General features: G+C 45.3%; 20 protein-coding genes and 2 rRNA genes (1 of these 22 only partly in view). 1 reads left to right on the top strand and 21 read right to left on the bottom strand.

The window, feature by feature from the left end; genetic code table 11:
* Nucleotides 1–17: 17 nt before the first annotated feature.
* From yabG to metG, 6 genes are all read right to left on the bottom strand, one after another.
* Nucleotides 18–893, bottom strand: coding sequence for a sporulation peptidase YabG (gene yabG / locus NSQ37_RS05590; protein WP_025284083.1), 876 nt, complete (start codon nucleotides 891–893; stop codon nucleotides 18–20).
* A gap of 172 nt (nucleotides 894–1,065) precedes the next feature.
* Nucleotides 1,066–1,947 carry a 16S rRNA (adenine(1518)-N(6)/adenine(1519)-N(6))-dimethyltransferase RsmA gene (gene rsmA, locus NSQ37_RS05585; protein ID WP_015239023.1) on the bottom strand — a complete coding sequence of 294 codons (882 nt, stop codon included), beginning with the start codon at nucleotides 1,945–1,947 and terminating at the stop codon, nucleotides 1,066–1,068.
* Nucleotides 1,937–2,500 (bottom strand): ribonuclease M5, encoded by a 564-nt coding sequence (gene rnmV / locus NSQ37_RS05580; protein ID WP_004264696.1) that lies wholly within the window; start codon nucleotides 2,498–2,500, stop codon nucleotides 1,937–1,939. Before rnmV ends, rsmA begins: the two co-directional genes overlap by 11 nt.
* Before the next feature lie 134 nt (nucleotides 2,501–2,634).
* Nucleotides 2,635–3,960: a G5 and 3D domain-containing protein gene (locus NSQ37_RS05575; protein WP_023356663.1), complete on the bottom strand. Its 1,326-nt coding sequence runs from the start codon at nucleotides 3,958–3,960 to the stop codon at nucleotides 2,635–2,637.
* Nucleotides 3,961–4,094: 134 nt separating this feature from the next.
* Nucleotides 4,095–4,862 carry a TatD family hydrolase gene (locus tag NSQ37_RS05570; RefSeq protein ID WP_025284081.1) on the bottom strand — a complete coding sequence of 256 codons (768 nt, stop codon included), beginning with the start codon at nucleotides 4,860–4,862 and terminating at the stop codon, nucleotides 4,095–4,097.
* Nucleotides 4,863–4,937: 75 nt separating this feature from the next.
* On the bottom strand, nucleotides 4,938–6,929 hold the full coding sequence (gene metG / locus NSQ37_RS05565) for a methionine--tRNA ligase (RefSeq protein ID WP_011996169.1): 1,992 nt from the start codon (nucleotides 6,927–6,929) through the stop codon (nucleotides 4,938–4,940).
* Nucleotides 6,930–7,412: 483 nt separating this feature from the next.
* Between metG and abrB the strand changes: the two genes are divergently transcribed.
* Nucleotides 7,413–7,703, top strand: coding sequence for a transition state genes transcriptional regulator AbrB (abrB, locus tag NSQ37_RS05560; protein WP_169510469.1), 291 nt, complete (start codon nucleotides 7,413–7,415; stop codon nucleotides 7,701–7,703).
* A 49-nt stretch (nucleotides 7,704–7,752) separates the two neighbouring features.
* Here abrB and rsmI read toward each other — a convergent pair whose 3' ends face one another.
* The 15 genes from rsmI to NSQ37_RS05485 all read right to left on the bottom strand — a co-directional run.
* Entirely contained in the window at nucleotides 7,753–8,634 is an 882-nt protein-coding gene (rsmI, locus tag NSQ37_RS05555) for a 16S rRNA (cytidine(1402)-2'-O)-methyltransferase (RefSeq protein ID WP_043020647.1), read from the bottom strand.
* Nucleotides 8,609–8,908 carry a GIY-YIG nuclease family protein gene (locus NSQ37_RS05550; protein WP_015239019.1) on the bottom strand — a complete coding sequence of 100 codons (300 nt, stop codon included), beginning with the start codon at nucleotides 8,906–8,908 and terminating at the stop codon, nucleotides 8,609–8,611. The genes rsmI and NSQ37_RS05550 overlap by 26 nt, the downstream gene beginning before the upstream one ends.
* Complete coding sequence (locus NSQ37_RS05545; protein WP_015239018.1) at nucleotides 8,895–9,638, bottom strand: tRNA1(Val) (adenine(37)-N6)-methyltransferase; 744 nt, start codon at nucleotides 9,636–9,638, stop codon at nucleotides 8,895–8,897. Before NSQ37_RS05545 ends, NSQ37_RS05550 begins: the two co-directional genes overlap by 14 nt.
* A 60-nt stretch (nucleotides 9,639–9,698) precedes the next feature.
* Nucleotides 9,699–10,058 carry a replication initiation-control protein YabA gene (gene yabA, locus NSQ37_RS05540; protein ID WP_004264720.1) on the bottom strand — a complete coding sequence of 120 codons (360 nt, stop codon included), beginning with the start codon at nucleotides 10,056–10,058 and terminating at the stop codon, nucleotides 9,699–9,701.
* A gap of 14 nt (nucleotides 10,059–10,072) precedes the next feature.
* Nucleotides 10,073–10,900, bottom strand: a complete 828-nt coding sequence (gene ricT / locus NSQ37_RS05535) for a competence/sporulation regulator complex protein RicT (RefSeq protein WP_004264723.1) — start codon at nucleotides 10,898–10,900, stop codon at nucleotides 10,073–10,075.
* 2 nt (nucleotides 10,901–10,902) lie between these two features.
* Complete coding sequence (holB, locus tag NSQ37_RS05530; RefSeq protein WP_007409919.1) at nucleotides 10,903–11,892, bottom strand: DNA polymerase III subunit delta'; 990 nt, start codon at nucleotides 11,890–11,892, stop codon at nucleotides 10,903–10,905.
* Between the two features lie 11 nt (nucleotides 11,893–11,903).
* Nucleotides 11,904–12,344 (bottom strand): YaaR family protein, encoded by a 441-nt coding sequence (locus tag NSQ37_RS05525; RefSeq protein WP_004264730.1) that lies wholly within the window; start codon nucleotides 12,342–12,344, stop codon nucleotides 11,904–11,906.
* 12 nt (nucleotides 12,345–12,356) lie between these two features.
* A complete protein-coding gene (gene darA / locus NSQ37_RS05520; RefSeq protein ID WP_004264734.1) occupies nucleotides 12,357–12,686 on the bottom strand; it encodes a cyclic di-AMP receptor DarA in 330 nt (109 codons plus the stop codon).
* Between the two features lie 70 nt (nucleotides 12,687–12,756).
* Nucleotides 12,757–13,395, bottom strand: a complete 639-nt coding sequence (gene tmk, locus NSQ37_RS05515; protein WP_007409918.1) for a dTMP kinase — start codon at nucleotides 13,393–13,395, stop codon at nucleotides 12,757–12,759.
* On the bottom strand, nucleotides 13,392–14,825 hold the full coding sequence (locus NSQ37_RS05510; RefSeq protein WP_032870874.1) for an aminotransferase class I/II-fold pyridoxal phosphate-dependent enzyme: 1,434 nt from the start codon (nucleotides 14,823–14,825) through the stop codon (nucleotides 13,392–13,394). The genes tmk and NSQ37_RS05510 overlap by 4 nt, the downstream gene beginning before the upstream one ends.
* Before the next feature lie 77 nt (nucleotides 14,826–14,902).
* Nucleotides 14,903–16,021, bottom strand: a complete 1,119-nt coding sequence (locus NSQ37_RS05505; protein WP_076425837.1) for a toxic anion resistance protein — start codon at nucleotides 16,019–16,021, stop codon at nucleotides 14,903–14,905.
* A 15-nt stretch (nucleotides 16,022–16,036) separates the two neighbouring features.
* Nucleotides 16,037–16,651 carry a 5-bromo-4-chloroindolyl phosphate hydrolysis family protein gene (locus NSQ37_RS05500; RefSeq protein ID WP_043020650.1) on the bottom strand — a complete coding sequence of 205 codons (615 nt, stop codon included), beginning with the start codon at nucleotides 16,649–16,651 and terminating at the stop codon, nucleotides 16,037–16,039.
* A gap of 148 nt (nucleotides 16,652–16,799) precedes the next feature.
* The gene (locus tag NSQ37_RS05495; protein ID WP_007409914.1) at nucleotides 16,800–16,994 is read right to left on the bottom strand and encodes a sigma factor G inhibitor Gin; all 195 of its coding nucleotides are present in this window, start codon (nucleotides 16,992–16,994) and stop codon (nucleotides 16,800–16,802) included.
* Between the two features lie 173 nt (nucleotides 16,995–17,167).
* A 5S ribosomal RNA gene (gene rrf, locus NSQ37_RS05490) occupies nucleotides 17,168–17,283 on the bottom strand.
* A 50-nt stretch (nucleotides 17,284–17,333) separates the two neighbouring features.
* Nucleotides 17,334–18,988, bottom strand: a 23S ribosomal RNA gene (locus tag NSQ37_RS05485) (it continues 1,275 nt past the right edge of the window).

Here is an 18,988-nt window from a genome sequence, read left to right as displayed (position 1 = left end):
TATGCGGGTTTTATCACTCATCCATTTGATTTATACGGCATACCGACACGCAGCACACCCTTCGTTTCAATTCCTCCCAGCCCTTTCTCTCTCGTCAGCGTATTTCTCAGGACATCCCATACATTGATCCGCTCCATAAACGGAGTGAAGCTGATTTTCGCGACAATATATACCGGGTCAAGCGCGTGGATATTGACGCGTGACGGAGAACTTGCGAAATTCGCGCCCGCTCTGATTAAAGACTCGAAATGAGATTGGCAGGCACCCGCGAATATGACCAGCTGATCCAAATGAGGGACTTTACGCCTCGCTTTTTGAACGGTTTCGACAAAGTGTTTGGAATGCCTGTAGGCGCTTAAATCGTTCACGCCTCCCTTATGCTTGGAATATGCATCATGGCCGGTGATGACTAAAATATCCGGCCTGTATTTATCAAGCAGCTCGTCAATTGATGCCGGCATTTTTTTCTCATGGCAATGAATTCCGTATACCGGCACACCGATTTTTTCATAAAAGTTCAGGCACTTTTTCAAATAGGCCTCATCGCCGTCCAGATGCAATACCTTTCCGGGCATATGAAAGTAGTGCTCCTGATGCTGATATTGATTTGTCGCATAATATTCCTGTTTTTCCCGAAGCAGCTTATAATCCTGGCGGAGCAGCTCGAGAGATTCATTCATCCTGCTTTCATCTCTTTTCTTTCTCATGGCCTGTTCGTCTTTTCTGACAGGCTCCAAATCAGAAAAATCAGCATCCGCAATCAATCTGACTTCGTCACCATGCAGGATGGCAATTGAATTTCCGTTGCTTGTTTGCTCTATACCGATAATGCGAAATAAAACATCCATTTGATAGGATTTCCTGGCTACCATATCTCCTATTTGAAATTGCACGTTACCCACTCCACAAATAGACTAAGCCTCATCATGAAAGAAGTCTTGGCAAATACACCTCTTTCCGCTGCGGCGCTTGATGTTTCAAGCTTTTCTTGCAGTTGAATGAATAAGGTTCTCCTCTAGCCTATGTAGCGGCAGTCCAAGTGGTGACGCAAAACAAAAAGCCCTCTTAGAAAAGGGCTTTATGCAATCCGTTGGACAGGAGCGCGAATTCTTCTATGGACAGGGATTCACCGCGCCGCTTTCCGTCAATATTCGTTTCTTGAAGAACTTCTTCAATTTGAGCTTTTTTTTCTTTTCCGCCCGGAAGATTGTTCACAAGGTTGTTCAGCAAGGTTTTCCGGCGCTGTGCGAAGCTTGCTTTAATCAGCTGGAAGAAAAACGGTTCATTATCGACGTCAACCGCCGGGCCGTCACGCAGTAAAAGCCGGATAACCGCGGAATCGACATTAGGCTGAGGCACAAACACCGTTTTCGGGACGGTCATGACGGTTTTGGCCTCCGTATAGAACTGAACCGCAATGGAAAGCGATCCGTACTCCTTAGAGGAAGGATCAGCGGCCATCCGCTCAGCGACCTCTTTTTGCAGCATCACGACAATCCCTTTTAACGGAAGATGTTCTTCCAAGAGCTTCATGATGATCGGCGTCGTCACATAATATGGGAGATTCGCCGTCACCATAATTTCATCACAATCCTGAAAATGCTCTTCAATGACAGATTTAACGTCTGCTTTCAGCACATCTTGATGAATGATCGTTACATTGTCATATGGAGACAGCGTATCATTGAGAATGGGCAGCAGGCGCTGATCAATTTCAAACGCGACGACCTTTTTCGCCCGTTTGGCAAGCTGCTCTGTCAGCGCGCCGATCCCGGGCCCGATTTCAATGACTCCGGTCCGATCCGTAATTTCCGCATGGTCCACAATTCTGTCCAATATATTTGTATCAATTAAGAAATTCTGTCCCAGACTCTTTTTAAAAGAAAAACCGTACTTTTTCAGAATTTCCTTCGTTCTGATAGGTGTCGCGATATCTTTATTGTTCATCCTGTTCCTCCTGCCTCATAGCATCGAGCGCATCAATAAAATCACTTCTTTTGATTTGAAACATTTGCAGCCGTTTTTGAAGCTGCTTGCCGTTTGTATAGCCGATCTTCAGCAGGTCGCCCAATCGTTCGCGGCGTCTTTTGGCAGCCGGTCCGCCGATCAGACCGGCCTGTATGACATCTTCAGCTGAAATCTCACTCGGCTTTGCCTCCATCTCTTCATGCACATTTTCCAGACATGCTCTGATGCTTTCAATGGATGCGTGCTCAACGCCAATGCCGCGCTTATTTTTCGGTTTGGCAAGATGTTTGGGCAGAAATGCGTGTTTACAGCCGGGTACTGCTTCAGAAATGGTTTTCCGGATCTTTTCCCCCGGAAAATCCGGGTCCGTCAGCACGATGACCCCTCTCGTTTCCTGCGCCAGCCGAATCTGCCTGATGACTTCGTCTCCGATTGCGGAACCGTTTGTCTCGATCGTATCCGCATCAACGGCAAGTTTTATGCGCGCAGTGTCATCGCGTCCCTCGACTACAATAATTTCTTTAATTTTCATTACTTCCTCCAAAAAAACTTTTTATATCCAAAACGAAACCTTTGCTTGCATGTCACGTCTAATATACTGAAAATACACTTTACCTATTATAACGAAAAAAACAGAGGGCGCAAAACCCTCTGAGTGAATCGGAATTAATTTAAGATTTTTATTTTGACCTGTTTCTTTCCCCAGCGGTAAGCTGAAGATTTTTCAGGGAAAAAGACATCAATCCGTCTTCCTTTAATGGCTGAGCCTGTATCAGCGGCCACGGCATCCCCGTATCCGTCTACGTGGACTCTTGTGCCGAGCGGAATGACGCTTGGGTCTACCGCAATGACTTTGGCATTCGGATTGCTTGTCAGGTTAACGCCTGTAGCCGTATGGCCGGAACAGCCGCTGCAGCTTGCGGTATAAGCCGTGGAAGACACGGTAATCACTTTACCGGAAGATCCGGTTTCGCCAGAAGATGCCTTCACAGGTGCACTGAGCTGCTCAATCTTGGGACTGTGCCGCTTTGTGCCGACCGCAATGATTTGATCTTTGCTTTTTTCAGATGTTTCTTCTTTAACAAGCTTTCTTGAAACTTCTTTTCCATTTTCTTTGACAACATGAAAATGCTTTTTAAGTTTGCCTTCTTTTCCTTTTTGAACGATCTTTTCTTTCCCGCTGTCGAGAGACGCATCTTCTTTTTCTTTCACTTGATACGCTATTTTTTCCTCAACTACATCGGTGACTTTTTCGATACGAGTGATTTGTATGCCGGCCTGATTTTTTGTGAGCTTTTCGTGTAATGCCGGTTTTACTTTATCTTCGTCTTTCATGTCCATCTTATGCTGCGTTAAAAAGTCAGCGACCGTAGTCGAAGTCGTCCATATTTTCTTTTTCTTTCCCGCATCATTTACAGTGACCTGAAAAGCCGGGTCGACCGTGACTTTCATGCCGTTTGTCACTTTCGTATCTGCTGCTGGATCTATTTTATCGTGCTGATTCACAGGTGTATGCTGTTCGTTCAGAAATGCGCCGACTGTTTTTGCCGTTGACCATAAAGTCTTTTCTTCTCCGCCTCTTGTCACACGGATCTGCTTTGCAGCTTCATACACGACATTCATGTTGTCTGCCAATGCTGTCTGCTTAGACGGGGTAATCCGGTCTTCATTTCTCGTCTCTATATGTAAATCTTCCAGAAGTTCCCCAACCGTTTTTGCATGAGTGCGTATTTGCTTTTTCTTGCCGTTGATAGAAACAGAAACTGATTGTTTTGAGAGCTCATGTGCCCCGTATGCAGTCCCGGTTCCGCCCAGCAGAATAATAGCTGCAATAAGAATAACCTTGCTTTTACCAAGCTTTACGGAAAACAGTTTTTTCATTTTTTGTGTGATGAAAAACGCCTCCTTCTCCTCGGAGAGATTATATAGAGTATCTAAAATGCTGTCAACCCTCCCATCTCGAAGATGAAAAACCTTCAGCGTATCCCTCATTATGCAAAAACAAAGCAAAAAAAGGAAGAGAGACATATCGACAACCTATCTTATGAAGAGAAGGAAGCTTGTAGAACCGTTTTACATATCCACTGAATCGGACAAGCCTTTACACGTTACGACAGCGCATTCTGTCAGTTTATGCGGAAAAGTCTTTTTGCGTTTTCGGTTGTAATTGAGGCAATTTCTTCATATGTCAGCCCTTTTAATTCAGCGAGCTGTTCAGCAACATATTTTACATAGCTTGGCTCATTTCTTTTGCCGCGGAAAGGATGCGGTGTCAGGAAAGGGCAGTCCGTTTCAATCAGCAAACGGTCATTCGGAATTTCCTTTGCTACTTCTTTTGGTTTCTTCGCATTTTTGAAGGTAACCGGTCCGCCGAATGAAATATAAAAATTCATATCCATACACTGCCGCGCAACCTCCGCGCTCCCTGTAAAGCAGTGCATAATACCGCCGACTTCTTCCGCCCCCTCTTCTTTCAAAATCGTGACAACATCTTCCGTTGCATCACGATTATGAATGATAATTGGAAGGTTCACTTCTTTGGCGAGAGCGATTTGTTTCCGGAATACTTCTTTCTGAACGTCTTTTGGTGATTTATCCCAGTGATAATCAAGGCCCATCTCTCCGATTGCCACGACTTTTTCGTGAGAGGACAGTTCCTTAATCCATGATAAATCTTCCTCTGTCATGTCAATTGCGTCTACCGGATGCCAGCCGATCGCAGCGTATATAAAGTCATATTCCTCAATCAGCTCCATCGCACGCGTGATAGTGGGTTTGTCGAAGCCGACAACGACGATTCGTTCAACTTTTTCAGCCTTTGCACGCGCAATGACTTCCTCTAAGTCTGTGTCAAATTGCTCGGCATTTAAGTGCGCATGTGTATCAAAAAGCATCATAAAAACTCCTTTCTTGTTGAAAAACAAAAGGTGTTCGACGGAATGTTACACGTGAAACACCTTTTGCATCTATTATTTAATTCGAGTGCCTTTCGGTAATGACTGGTCGACAGCTACAACTTTAAGTACGCCGTCCGATTCTCCTGCCAGTATCATTCCTTGAGAAAGCTCGCCTCTCAGTTTTACCGGTTTTAGATTCGTTACACAAATGATCTTCATTCCCACAAGCTGATCCGGTGTGTAATGCTTCGCGATACCTGATACAACTTGGCGCTGTTCAAAGCCCAGATCAATTTGCAATTTCAGCAGCCGATCTGCTTTTTTCACCGGCTCTGCGGACAAGACCTCTGCGACGCGAAGTTCTGTATCCATAAATTGATCAAACGTAATTTCAGGAAGACGCTCTGCTTCTTGCGGCTCTTCCGCCTTTTCTTCTTTAGCAGGAGCAGTTCCTTGCATTTTTTGCTTGATGTAAGCTACTTCTTCTTCAGCTTCAAGACGAGGGAAAAGCGGCTCCCCTTTTTTCACTTTCGCGTTCTTCAATTGACCGAATGTCTGAATGCTGTCCCATGCTTTAAGAGACTGATCCTCAACTCCGAGCTGGGCAAACATTTTTTCAGGCGTTTGTGTCAAGAAAGGCTGGAGCAATACGGCTGAGATACGTAAAGATTCAGCTAAATGATACATGACAGAACGTAATTCTTTTTCTTTTTCCTGGTCTTTAGCAAGCACCCACGGAGCAGTTTCATCAATATATTTGTTCGTACGGCTGATTAATTGCCATAGCGTTGATAAAGCGACTGAAAACTCCATGTTTTCCATTGCCTTTTCATAAGCTTTAACCGTTTCACCGGCTACAGAAGAAAGCTCTGAATCAAAATCGGTCACATTTCCTTCATATGAACCAATCTCACCGTCAAAATATTTTTGGATCATCGCGACTGTACGATTCAGAAGGTTTCCTAAGTCGTTCGCCAAGTCATAATTAATCCGTTCTACGAAACCTTCCGGCGTAAAGACACCGTCTGAACCGAACGGTACTTCGCGAAGCAGGTAATAGCGAAGTTCATCCAAGCCGTAACGTTCAATTAACGTTACCGGATCAACGACATTTCCTTTTGATTTCGACATTTTTCCGTCTTTCATCAATAACCAGCCATGCGCGAAGACTTGCTTAGGCAGCGGGAGATCAAGCGCCATCAGCATAATCGGCCAGTAAATGGTATGAAAACGGACAATTTCTTTACCGACAAGGTGGACGTCAGCCGGCCAGTACTTTTTGTAAAGCTCATCATTTTCCGTATCGTAACCGAGCGCTGTAATATAGTTGAACAGTGCGTCAATCCATACATACACGACATGCTTCGGATTTCCCGGCACTTTTACGCCCCAGTCGAACGTCGTTCTGGAAACGGCCAAATCTTCAAGCCCCGGTTTAATGAAGTTGTTAATCATTTCATTTTTGCGTGATTCAGGCTGGATGAAAGAAGGATTTTCCTCATAAAACTTCAGCAGGCGGTCTGCGTATTTGCTCATGCGGAAGAAGTATGACTCCTCTTTGATTAATTCGACCGGGTGGCCGCTGTCCGGGCTTTTTCCGCCGACAACCTCACCCTTCTCATTTCTTTCCACATCCACCAGCTGTGTTTCCGTATAGAATGTTTCATCAGGGATGCTGTACCAGCCCTCATACTCATCCAGGTAAATGTCACCATTATCAAGAAGTTTTTGAAACACTTTCTCGATAATTTCTTTGTGCCGGCTTTCCGTCGTCCGGATGAAATCATCGTGAGAAATGTCGAGCTGCTTCCATAGTTTTTGGATTTCAGCAACTGCACGATCCACATAAGCTTGAGGCGTGATATTCTCTTCCTCCGCTTTCTGCTGGATTTTCTGTCCGTGCTCATCCGTTCCGGTTAAGTAGCGTACGTCAAATCCTTTTAATCTTTTGTAACGCGCCATCGCATCGCCGGCCACGGTAGTATAAGCATGGCCGATATGTAATTTTCCGCTCGGATAATATATCGGGGTTGTAATATAAAAAGTATTATTGTCTTGCGGCATGTTGCAACCTCCCATTCAGAATGTCGAAAAGCTCACGCCCAAAGGACGAGAGCGGTTTTATTTGATATACAATATTGATATTTGTCCTCTATCTATGATACCATCTTAGCCTTTAAGATCAAGGATATATACGTACTGCGCGTAAAAGAGTAAATAAAATTAAAAATTTTTATTGAAATTAAAAAAAGTCTTAACATGTCGAAATTTGTCGTATATAATCTACTAATATAAAACATCTTGGTTCGAAAGTCTTGATTTAAAAGGATTTTCAGTAGGATAATAGGTTCGAAAAAGCAGTCAAAAAGCCTGTTATTTCAGGATTTCCAAGGCTTTACTTACTATAAGAACTAATTCTTACAATCAATAGTAAACAAAAAGATTGACGATTATTGGAAACCTTGTTATGCTAGGAATGTAAGGAATTTTGTCGAATAATGACGAAGAAAAATATAAACTACAAAATAATTATCTCTCGGGAGGAGACTGTTAATGAAATCTACTGGTATCGTACGTAAAGTTGATGAACTTGGACGCGTCGTTATCCCTATCGAACTTCGCCGTACACTGGGCATCGCAGAAAAAGACGCTCTTGAAATTTATGTTGATGATGAAAAAATCATCCTTAAAAAATATAAACCAAACATGACTTGCCAAGTAACTGGTGAAGTTTCTGATGATAACCTTAAACTTGCCGGCGGCAAATTGGTACTCAGCAAAGAAGGCGCTGAGCAAATCATCTCTGAAATTCAAAACCAGCTTCAAAACCAAAAATAAGCTATTTCATACAAAAACCGTTCTTGTTACGATACAAGAACGGTTTTTTTTATGATTGAATGTGATAAGCGTCATAAATCTCGCGTTTCGGAACGCCCCGATCTACCGCTGTTTGTTTTATGGCCTGTTTGGAAGATGCTCCTTCGTTTATGTAATGCTCCACATGCTCGTTCTCAGAAAGCTCCGTCCACCAAGGCTTTTCCTCTTCCTCCGGTTCAGCGGTTTGATTTCCTTCGACAACGAGACAGAACTCACCGCGGATTTGATCTTCATTTGCCCATTCCATCACCTCGGCGATGGTTCCTCTGATAAATTCCTCGTACTTTTTCGTTAATTCTCTCGTGACGGCGATGGTTCGATTACCCAAAACGTCATGCATTGCTGTTAATGTTTCTTTTAATCTGTGCGGCGCTTCGTAAAATATCATCGTTTCCTGCCGTTTTTTCAGGATTTCGAGTTCTTTCTTCTTTTCTTTTTTCTGTCTGTTTAAAAATCCGTAGAAGAAAAACGGCTGCGGGGTGATGCCTGATGCGGTCAGCGCGGTTAATGCCGCATTAGCACCCGGGAGCGGGACGACATATCCGCCGATTTGGGTGAAATCTCTCACAATCTCAGCCCCCGGGTCGGAAATTGTCGGCATGCCGGCATCACTGACCAATGCCACATTCTTTCCGCTTTTCAGCCATTCAATGATTTTATGGCCGCTGCTTTCTTTATTATGTTCATGATAGCTGATGAGAGATGTTTCTATGTCATAAACATGGCACAGCTTTTTCGTCTGTCTCGTATCTTCGGCAGCTATGACATCGGCCGATTTCAGCGTCTCTACTGCACGAAAGGTCATGTCCTCCAAATTGCCGATCGGTGTAGGAACAAGGTACAGAGTTCCCATTTCAGATTTTCCGTTAAAACTCATCTGGCGTCTTAACATATACAGCCTCCTTGCTGCGTCGTTTTTCTTCTATATATTGCTCTTTTTTCTTTCGGGTCAGCTGCTTAAAACGGTATTCCGCCTGCATCGCTTCCCGTTTTGTTTCAAATGATTCCGCATGGCATAACGAAACCGGCATACGCGCCCTTGTGTACTTCGCGCCCTTTCCCTCATTGTGGGTTTTCAGCCGTTTTTGCAGATCATTTGTATAACCGGCATACAGACTGTTGTCATTGCACAGCAGCACATAAAAGAAATGACTATTTGTCTCCATATAAAATCGTGCGGATCTCTTTCGTATATTCATTTTGTTCATTGTATACGAACAGCGGGGGAAGAATTTTGAGATCAGGGCGGCCGCCTTTAATTCCTTCAACCAAAATGGTATTCGCTTCTTTACCTTGTTTCGGATAAATAAACTGAACCCGTTTCGGTTCTATTCGGTACGCTTTCATTAATTCAAAGATTTCCAAAAGCCTCCCCGGCCGATGAACGATAGCCGCTTTTCCGCCTTGCTTCAGCAGTTTGCTGCTGACGGAAATCACATCTTCAAGCGTGCAAAGGATTTCGTGCCTTGCGATTCTGAGATGCTCGTTCAGGTTCTGCTCCGCCTCTTTCGGTGTCTTAAAATAAGGCGGATTGCAGGTGACAACATCATATTTATTATGTCCGAGTCTTTCCGGCATATTTTTCAGATCATCATGAATGAGACTGATCTGACCGCCCAGCCCGTTGTATTCCACGCTTCGGAGCGCCATGTCATACAAGCGTTCCTGAATTTCAACCCCGGTGATATCGGCTTTTGACCTTGTGCTGAGCAAAAGCGGCACAATGCCGTTCCCCGTGCATAAATCAACGATGTTCCCCTTTTGAATCGGAACGTATGCAAACTTAGACAGCAGCACGGCATCTAATGAAAAAGCGAAAACCGTCGGACTCTGTACTATTTTCATATCCTCTGCTAATAAGTAATCCAATCTTTCATCATCACGTAATGAAACCATAATCTTATTCCTTTCGGCACTCTTTGAAAAAGGCTTCCGACATCAGCGGAAGCCTTTTCCTTATTTTTTATTTAAGAAGGACAGACAAAAAAGGCAATCTCCCTTGCGGACGCTCCCATAATGGACGTTGCAAATATGAAAGCCTTCTTGATACAGCCGGGCCAGATTGTCGTACCCTTCTCCTATATCACTCTGCTCTGCCTTCTGTGTTTTTGTTTCTTTCTGATCGGCTTTGAATTTCTCAATTTGCTCTGTCGTATCATCAAGCCGCTTACGCAAATGCTTATTTTCAAGCTGAAGATGGTGATTCTCTTCAATCATTTCGCCGATATGCTGCTTTAAGTCACCCAGCTGACGGTACAGCGAACCGATTTGTTCCTCCAGGTTTATGACAGTATCAAATAACTCTTTTTTATCCAAGGTTCCACACCTCGTTAATCTGTGGTTTGTGCGGATACGACGCCCTCTTCCAAGAGCTCTTCCCAAGTATATTCTATCACTTTTTCACGATTCTTCAGTTCCACCTGAAGCACCCGTTCCAGAATATTAAGACCGACAACCTTTGCGGGGCCGTTTGCCGTCGTAATCATTTCGCCTAAATCCGGCAGCTGTTCTTTTGCCGTCTCATACTCATCATTTTCGTACTTCAAACAGCACATCAAACGGCCGCACAGACCGGAAATCTTCGTTGGATTCAACGATAAATTTTGATCCTTCGCCATTTTAATGGACACCGGTTCAAAATCACCGAGGAACGTGGAGCAGCAAAGCATTCTCCCGCATGGTCCGATACCGCCGAGCATTTTCGCCTCGTCCCTCACCCCGATTTGGCGCAATTCGATTCTCGTTTTAAAGATAGAAGCCAAGTCTTTGACCAATTCCCTGAAATCAACCCGTCCGTCTGCTGTAAAGTAAAAAATGACTTTATTGCGGTCAAATGTAAACTCAACATCAACCAGCTTCATATCTAAGCCGTGGTCAGCCACTTTTTTCTGACAGACTTCAAAAGCGGACAGGGCCTCCTGTTTGTTTTCTTCTACAATGAGAAGATCGCGTTCATCAGCAACGCGTATGACCTTTCGAAGCGGAAGCACAACATCATGCTCGTCCACTTGTTTATTTGCGATGACAACCTGCCCGTATTCGACACCTCTTACGGTTTCAACAATGACGCAGCTGTCTTGTTCTATATCAAATCCGTTCGGATCAAAATAATAAATTTTCCCCGCTTTTTTAAAGCGGACGCCTATTACGTTGTACAAGCTTATCCCTCCTGCAACGTTAACACCAAGTGCTCCATTAATCCCTGCACATTCACATTGGAATGAAGCCGTTTTTTTGCTTCTAAAACAGCGAGAATTTGGTTCGTAACGCTTTGTTGTGTAAATTGCAGCGCATGCTGTTTTATTGATTGGAATAAGTCTTGATAAATCAGTTTATCTTCATTTCCAATTTGGATGGATAATACATCACGGTATATCAATAAGAGCATATCAAGACCCATTTCTTGATGGGTTTTTTCTTTGAAAAAGGGCACCCACTGATCCTGAATGAAGAAAAAGGCATGTCCTTTCCGCTGATGTAAGACTTCATACAATTTTATCACTTTCGCTCTGGACTCTGCAAACTCATCATTTCGACTTAATTCGACTGCTTCCGCAATATTATTTGTCATATTTGCTAAGAGCCGGGCCATGTGAGGGCTCACTTCCTGTTCAATCAGTCTTTCTTCTATGGCTTTCGGCTGAAGCGGCTGGAACGGGAGAACCTGACATCTCGAAACGATGGTATCCAGTATTCGGTGGAGCTGCTCAGTAATAAGAATTGCGATGGTGTCTTGACTCGGCTCCTCTAAAAATTTCAGCAGACTGTTTGCTGCATTTGTCGTCATTTGATCCGCATGGGATATAATGTACAGCTTTTTATGCGATTCCAGTCCTGTTTTAGAAAACTCTTCCTGAAGCGATTGGATCTGAGCCTTTTTAATGGATAATCCGTCGGGCTGAACCACATGGAGGTCGGGATGGTTTCCGGATTCAATACGCTTACAGTTCCGGCACTCCCCGCAAGGCTCAGTCCCGTCTTCAAGGCAAAAAAAGCTTTTTGCGAGAAGCAGTGCGGCATCCAATTTGCCCGTTCCTTTTTTGCCTTCAAACAGATATGCGTGAGAAAGCCTTTTCTTTTCAATGCTGTTATGCAAAAGCCGCATCACTCTGGGCTGCTGCCCGGTCATTTCCTTCCATGATATTGCCATTGTATCACTCTCTATGTGTAAAGGTTAATCAATAAACCTTTTATTTCTCCGATTCGATCCAGCAAATCAATTGCCGGTTTTTCCTGATCTAACATTTCTTCCGTCAGCTGAAGCAGTTTTTCATCTATTTCTTTCACAAGCCCCAGAGTCCGGCTGCTTCCGTACAGGTCAAAGCTTTTCTCCGTCTCATGCGATAACCCGCTGTCTACGGCCTCTTTTACAAAACGTTTTACCAATCCTTTGAATTTCGCTAAGTCTTTGAAGTTTCTCGACTTCGTCAGCCTTTTCCCGAACGTTTCTATATCCGTTAAGAACCTGCTCAGCTGATCAAATTTCAGCTTGCTGCTTTGGCTGTCCATTGAACTTTTAAATGTTCCGGAAAGCTCTGCCGCTTTATAAGCAGGCTGCTGCTTTTTCTCAATAAATGTACGTAAGTCAGAATTTATTTTCACGTCGTCAAATCCTTAAAATTGATGAAATTCATCGACCGGGAGGACAAAGACCGTCGCTCCGCCGACTTCCACTTCGACGGGATATGGAACGTAGGAATCCGCATTCCCGCCCATCGGGGATACCGGGGCAATCATCTGATCACGTTTACAGCCATTCTCTTTAATGAGGCTGAGCGCTTTATCGACACGGATATCTTCCACCCCGATCATAAACGTCGTATTGCCTGATTTAAGGAATCCGCCTGTTGTCGCAAGCTTCGTCACCCTGAAGTTGTGGTCGGTTAATACTTTCAAAAGCCTGTTGCTGTCCTGATCCTGCACCACTGCCACTATTAGTTTCATTCTCTAGGCCCCCTTTAGGTTGGAAAGAACATTATCGTTACATTCATTATAGCAACTTATGAGAAACAGGTCACAACTGAATTTTTTTCAATGCTTCATTTATCACTTGAAGTGCGTCCTGAATGACGAGTTCCTTCTTTTTCGATGCGTCGATTGTATGGAATCTTTCCGGAAAACGCTGCATTACCTTTTGGTATCCTTCCCGTACTTTCGTATGAAAGTGCAGGGCCTCAAGATCGAGACGATTCTTCTCTCTTGAATCATTCGACGTAATCCGTTTCAACCCTTCTTCCGGCTCAATAGAAAAATAGATGGTGACATCAGGCATCGTATCGCCGATTGCAAACTGGTTGATAGAAAGGACTTCATCAATGCCGAGCCCTCTCGCATAGCCTTGGTAAGCCAGCGAACTGTCGATGAAACGATCGCACAGCACAATGCGGCCTTCTTTCAATGCAGGCTGCACCTTTTCGACTAAATGCTGTCTTCTCGCCGCAGCGTAAAGCAGCGCCTCCGTTTTGGCATCCATCAGTGTATTGTTTTTATTTAAGATCACTTCTCTGATCTGTTCCGCAATGTCGATGCCGCCCGGTTCTCTTGTCGCTGTCACCGGGAGCCCCTCTGCCGACAGAATCTCTTTCATTTCCTGAAGCACAGTCGTTTTCCCTGCACCTTCAGGACCTTCAAATGTTATAAATAAACCGCTCATGATTTCTCCTCTTCTATATAGACAAGTAATTGTTCCCCGTTTAACAAGCCTTGAATATGCGCGTCCATGCCGATTAAACGGGAAAGCTTTTGTAGAATCTCTTCTGTTATCCGTTCTCCGTCCATGATCAGCGGAATTCCCGGCGGATAAGGAATAATGTTCCCCGCATGCAAGCGCCCGGCAGCCTTATTTATATCTGTAAGCTCTTTTTTAAACTTCCGCATCTCATTTTGCGGATATTCAATTGTCGAAATGGACGGAAATGTCCAATTCACGGCATCCGGCAATTTATCGGGCGGTGTATTCTCCAGTTTCTGCTGTATGTTTCTTACGGTTGCCTGTTCTATCATCCGCCGGCCGCCTATCGGCAGTACGAGCAATACTTGGTACTCGTCAGCCAGCTCGGCAACAATGTCTTCACTCTCCAAAATCCGTTGTAATGAATAGCCGGAATGTCCGAGCTTTGACCGAAGAATTAATTTTAACGGGTCCGCCCGCAGCCCATATCCGGAAGGCTCGATTATTTCAATAGAAGAAATTGATGCGAACCTTCGTTTGATTTTCTCAATGCGCTCCATATGAACGGGAAGTGTCCCTTTTTCAGCAATATCCTGCACATAAGCGCGCGCCGTATCTAAAGATGCCATAATCGGGTATGACGGGCTGCTGCTTTGCAAACTGCTTACATAATAAGTTAATCGATCTCTGTCAATTCTGGTGCTGTTCAAATGAAAGTAAGACCCCATCGTCATAGCCGGAAGCGTTTTATGAGCCGATTGAACAACGGCGTCCGCCCCCATAGCCAATGATGAAGGCGGGAAAGGCTGGCCTAACACAAAGTGAGCCCCATGAGCCTCATCCACCAGTACAGGAACGCCGTATGAATGGGCTTTGTTAACTGCCGCGGTCAAATCGGCGGCGTGTCCGTAGTAAGTCGGATTGGTCAGAACAAGTCCTTTCGCGTTCGGATATGACGCCAGCGCTTTTTCGATGACTGAAAGGGATACATGTGCCGGCACATGCATGTTTTCATCGATTTCCGGCGCCAAATAAACCGGCTTGGCTCCGGCCAATGCCGCCGCATGGAAAACAGACTTGTGACAATTACGCTGGATCAGAATGGGTTCACCCGGTTCACAAACAGCTAAAATCATCGCCAGATTGCCGGCGGTCGTTCCATTGACGAGAAAGAAACTTTCCTGAGAGCCGTAAAATCTGCTCACCAAATCCTGCGCTTCCTTAATGACCCCCGTCGGGTGATGCAAGTCATCAAGACCCGTGATCTCAGTCATATCAATAGATAAAAGAGATTGATATACAGATTTGGCTTCATCAAAAAAGACATCTCCATTGTGATGTCCCGGAACATGAAAAGAATACGTATTTCGGTGCGCATGCTTCATCAGCGCTGTATATAAAGGTGTGTCCATTTTTAAACAAATCCTTTGCCTGTCTTTCTTATTATATCGTGCCTGCGAGCCAACTTAAAGCTAAGACTTTTTGCCATCTAGCCGTTATCCCGGCCGGACCTCATATCAAGCAGCTTCTTTTTTAAATCGCCTTCCATGATAACAAGCTCCTTCTCGGCAAGCCTGCGTTTCATCCTGCCTTCTTCTTGAATAGACATGATTTCTTCAAGTGTGCTGACTAAGCTTTCCTGCACTTTTTTGAGGGTTTCTGCCTCAACAAGTCCGCGCTCATTGGCTTTGGCGGTCTCGACTGTACTTGTTTTCAGAAGTTCAGCGTTTTTCAGCAGCAATTGATTTGTCGTATCCGCCGCCTTCTGCTGCACATCTGCCGCACTCCGCTGCCTCATAAGCGTCAGCGCGATGGCGACTTGATTCTTCCATAAAGGAATAGCCGTAACAATGGAGGACTGAATTTTCTCTGCCAGTGCCTGATTCGTGTTTTGAATCAGGCGGATTTGCGGCGCACTCTGAAGCGTAATCTGCCTGCTCAGCAGCAGATCATGCACCCTCTTATCCAGACGGTCGGCAAACTGGCGAAGATCATTCACTTCCTGCGCGGCCATTTGATTGTGTTCTTGTAATTCGGCTTTTCTTGCCGCTTCGGGTATCATCTTTGTTTTCAGCTCATCTAATTTTAATTCCCCCGCTGCTATATACATAGTTAAATCAGAAAAGTATTGTTTATTTTGGGCGTACAGCTGATCTAACAATTTATTGTCACTCAACAGCACATTTTTAGAATGTTCCAGCCTTCTGCTGATACGGTCAATCTGCACACTTGTCTTTTGATATTTCGAAAGCACTTCCTGTACAGAACCGGACACCCTTTTAAACAGCCTGGCGAAAAACCCTTTGTTCTTCATCTGCAGATCATCAGGGTTGACCTGGTCAAGCTTCAGCATCAAATCAGCCAGTATCTGTCCCATCTCTCCTGCATCTTTTCTTTGAACGTGCTCTATCATCGTGTGGGAAAATTCCAGAAGATTCGCCTGCGCCTGTGAACCAAACAGTACAATGCTTTGCATGTTCTCAGGGTCCAGTTTTTCAGCGAGCCGAAGTGCCGCCTCTCTTTTTTCTTCCGGCAGCGTATCTGCAAGCTTTAGAGGGGTCTGGTCATTTTGGGCGCCCATGCTGTCGTCGGAACGGTCTTTGGCCATTTCCTTCTTCCTTTCTTATTTTCTCAGTGAATGCTTTGCCATATCTAATTCAAAGTGCAGGTCGTCGATGTCCTCCTTCATCAGTTCATGAAGATCCTCTTCCAGCCTTCTGGAGAGCTCTGCCAGAGTCATCCTCGTCTCACTCAAGGACATTGATAAATCTTTATTTTTTCGCGGCTGTGAGGAGAGCAGAGCATACTTTTCCGTCAGTTCCGCAACAGAATCAAGCGTTTGATAATAGAAACGCTCTGCCTGATAAAAACGCTTCGGCTCCTGCTTTGTGAGCAGATATATTCGTCGGGTTATCCGCAGTATCTCTGCATTCTGCTTCAGCATTTGTATACTTTTAGAGCGAAAAAGCGCCCTGCGTAATCGGATGATTTTACCCTTTGCTTCCTCAAGATTTTCCTTGATATAAGCATATTCTTTTCTTGTCAGCCGGTGTTTTTTTAAAAAGAGACGCTTCGCATTCCATAGTCCGGCCGCACTGGCTGCGGCTCCGCTGGCTGCCCCGTATAAAAACGAATACAAAAAAGGCTGATGCCCTATCGTAAAGAAGGTTATCCCCGCTAATACAAAAACTGTGCTGCCGCAAAGCGTCCATTTCATATATTGAATAAACGGTTTCATACTTGATCGACTCCTATTTATTCACTTTTATCAGTATTATCTATTACATTCCATGTCTAAACAAGTTCCTCTTCTTATCGTATCAGTTCTTTTATAAAAAGTGTAAAAACTCCTCTGATTTCAGGCAAAAAAAAGACCCTTTTCAGGGTTAAGAATATAACGTCGGTGTATGAAGGCTTTTCAGTTTACGAACGAAAAATTCATAATTTGGATCAGAGGTCGGAGTGGAAACTACTTTCTTCTCACACTCTAAACATATAAATTTCGTATAAATATGGATTCCCCTGCTTTTTTTGGTTTCACACACAATACATGTTTCTTCATGGCTGGACGTTTCATTCATTTTGCCCACCTCCGTATGAATAGCCTTCCCTTAAGTTGTTGATTGTATACACAATTTGGACCTTTTTGAAGTTTGCAATTAGTATATGGGCGTTTCCGTATTTCGGTGTTTGTTTTGTTTTTATTCAAAAACAAAAAAGGCAGCTCATGATGAGCTGCCTTTACCATAATATAGCTTGGCGGCGTCCTACTCTCACAGGGGGAAACCCCCGACTACCATCGGCGCTGAAGAGCTTAACTTCCGTGTTCGGCATGGGAACGGGTGTGACCTCTTCGCTATCGCCACCAAACCATTGAGAGTGTTCTCTCAAAACTAGATAACAGTAAGCATACATTCAAATTGGTTAAGTCCTCGATCGATTAGTATCTGTCAGCTCCATGTGTCGCCACACTTCCACCTCAGACCTATCAACCTGATCATCTTTCAGGGATCTTACTTCCTTGCGGAATGGGAAATCTCATCTTGAGGGGGGCTTCATGCTTAGATGCTTTCAGCACTTATCCCGTCCGCACATAGCTACCCAGCGATGCCCTTGGCAGAACAACTGGTACACCAGCGGTGCGTCCATCCCGGTCCTCTCGTACTAAGGACAGCTCCTCTCAAATTTCCTGCGCCCGCGACGGATAGGGACCGAACTGTCTCACGACGTTCTGAACCCAGCTCGCGTACCGCTTTAATGGGCGAACAGCCCAACCCTTGGGACCGACTACAGCCCCAGGATGCGATGAGCCGACATCGAGGTGCCAAACCTCCCCGTCGATGTGGACTCTTGGGGGAGATAAGCCTGTTATCCCCGGGGTAGCTTTTATCCGTTGAGCGATGGCCCTTCCATGCGGAACCACCGGATCACTAAGCCCGACTTTCGTCCCTGCTCGACTTGTAGGTCTCGCAGTCAAGCTCCCTTGTGCCTTTACACTCTGCGAATGATTTCCAACCATTCTGAGGGAACCTTTGGGCGCCTCCGTTACCTTTTAGGAGGCGACCGCCCCAGTCAAACTGCCCACCTGACACTGTCTCCCCGCCCGATAAGGGCGGCGGGTTAGAAGGTCAATACAGCCAGGGTAGTATCCCACCGATGCCTCCACCGAAGCTGGCGCTCCGGTTTCCAAGGCTCCTACCTATCCTGTACAAGCTGTACCAACATTCAATATCAGGCTGCAGTAAAGCTCCACGGGGTCTTTCCGTCCTGTCGCGGGTAACCTGCATCTTCACAGGTACTATAATTTCACCGAGTCTCTCGTTGAGACAGTGCCCAGATCGTTGCGCCTTTCGTGCGGGTCGGAACTTACCCGACAAGGAATTTCGCTACCTTAGGACCGTTATAGTTACGGCCGCCGTTTACTGGGGCTTCAATTCGCACCTTCGCTTACGCTAAGCGCTCCTCTTAACCTTCCAGCACCGGGCAGGCGTCAGCCCCTATACTTCGCCTTACGGCTTCGCAGAGACCTGTGTTTTTGCTAAACAGTCGCCTGGGCCTATTCACTGCGGCTCTCTCGGGCTTGCACCCTAACAGAGCACCCCTTCTCCCGAAGTTACGGGGTCATTTTGCCGAGTTCCTTAACGAGAGTTCTCTCGATCACCTTAGGATTCTCTCCTCGCCTACCTGTGTCGGTTTGCGGTACGGGCACCTCTCACCTCGCTAGAGGCTTTTCTTGGCAGTGTGGAATCAGGAACTTCGCTACTATAATTCGCTCGCCATCACAGCTCAGCCTTCACGGGAAACGGATTTGCCTATTTCCCAGCCTAACTGCTTGGACGCGGATATCCAATACCGCGCTTACCCTATCCTCCTGCGTCCCCCCATTGCTCAAATGGTGAGGAGGTGGTACAGGAATATCAACCTGTTATCCATCGCCTACGCCTTTCGGCCTCGGCTTAGGTCCCGACTAACCCTGAGCGGACGAGCCTTCCTCAGGAAACCTTAGGCATTCGGTGGAGGGGATTCTCACCCCTCTTTCGCTACTCATACCGGCATTCTCACTTCTAAGCGCTCC

The sequence above is a fragment of the Bacillus sp. FSL P4-0334 genome (genome assembly GCF_038004825.1).
Taxonomy (GTDB): Bacteria; Bacillota; Bacilli; order Bacillales; family Bacillaceae; genus Bacillus; species Bacillus velezensis.
The sequence above is the reverse complement of the archived record's forward strand: the minus strand, read 5'-3'. Positions and strand labels throughout refer to the sequence as shown.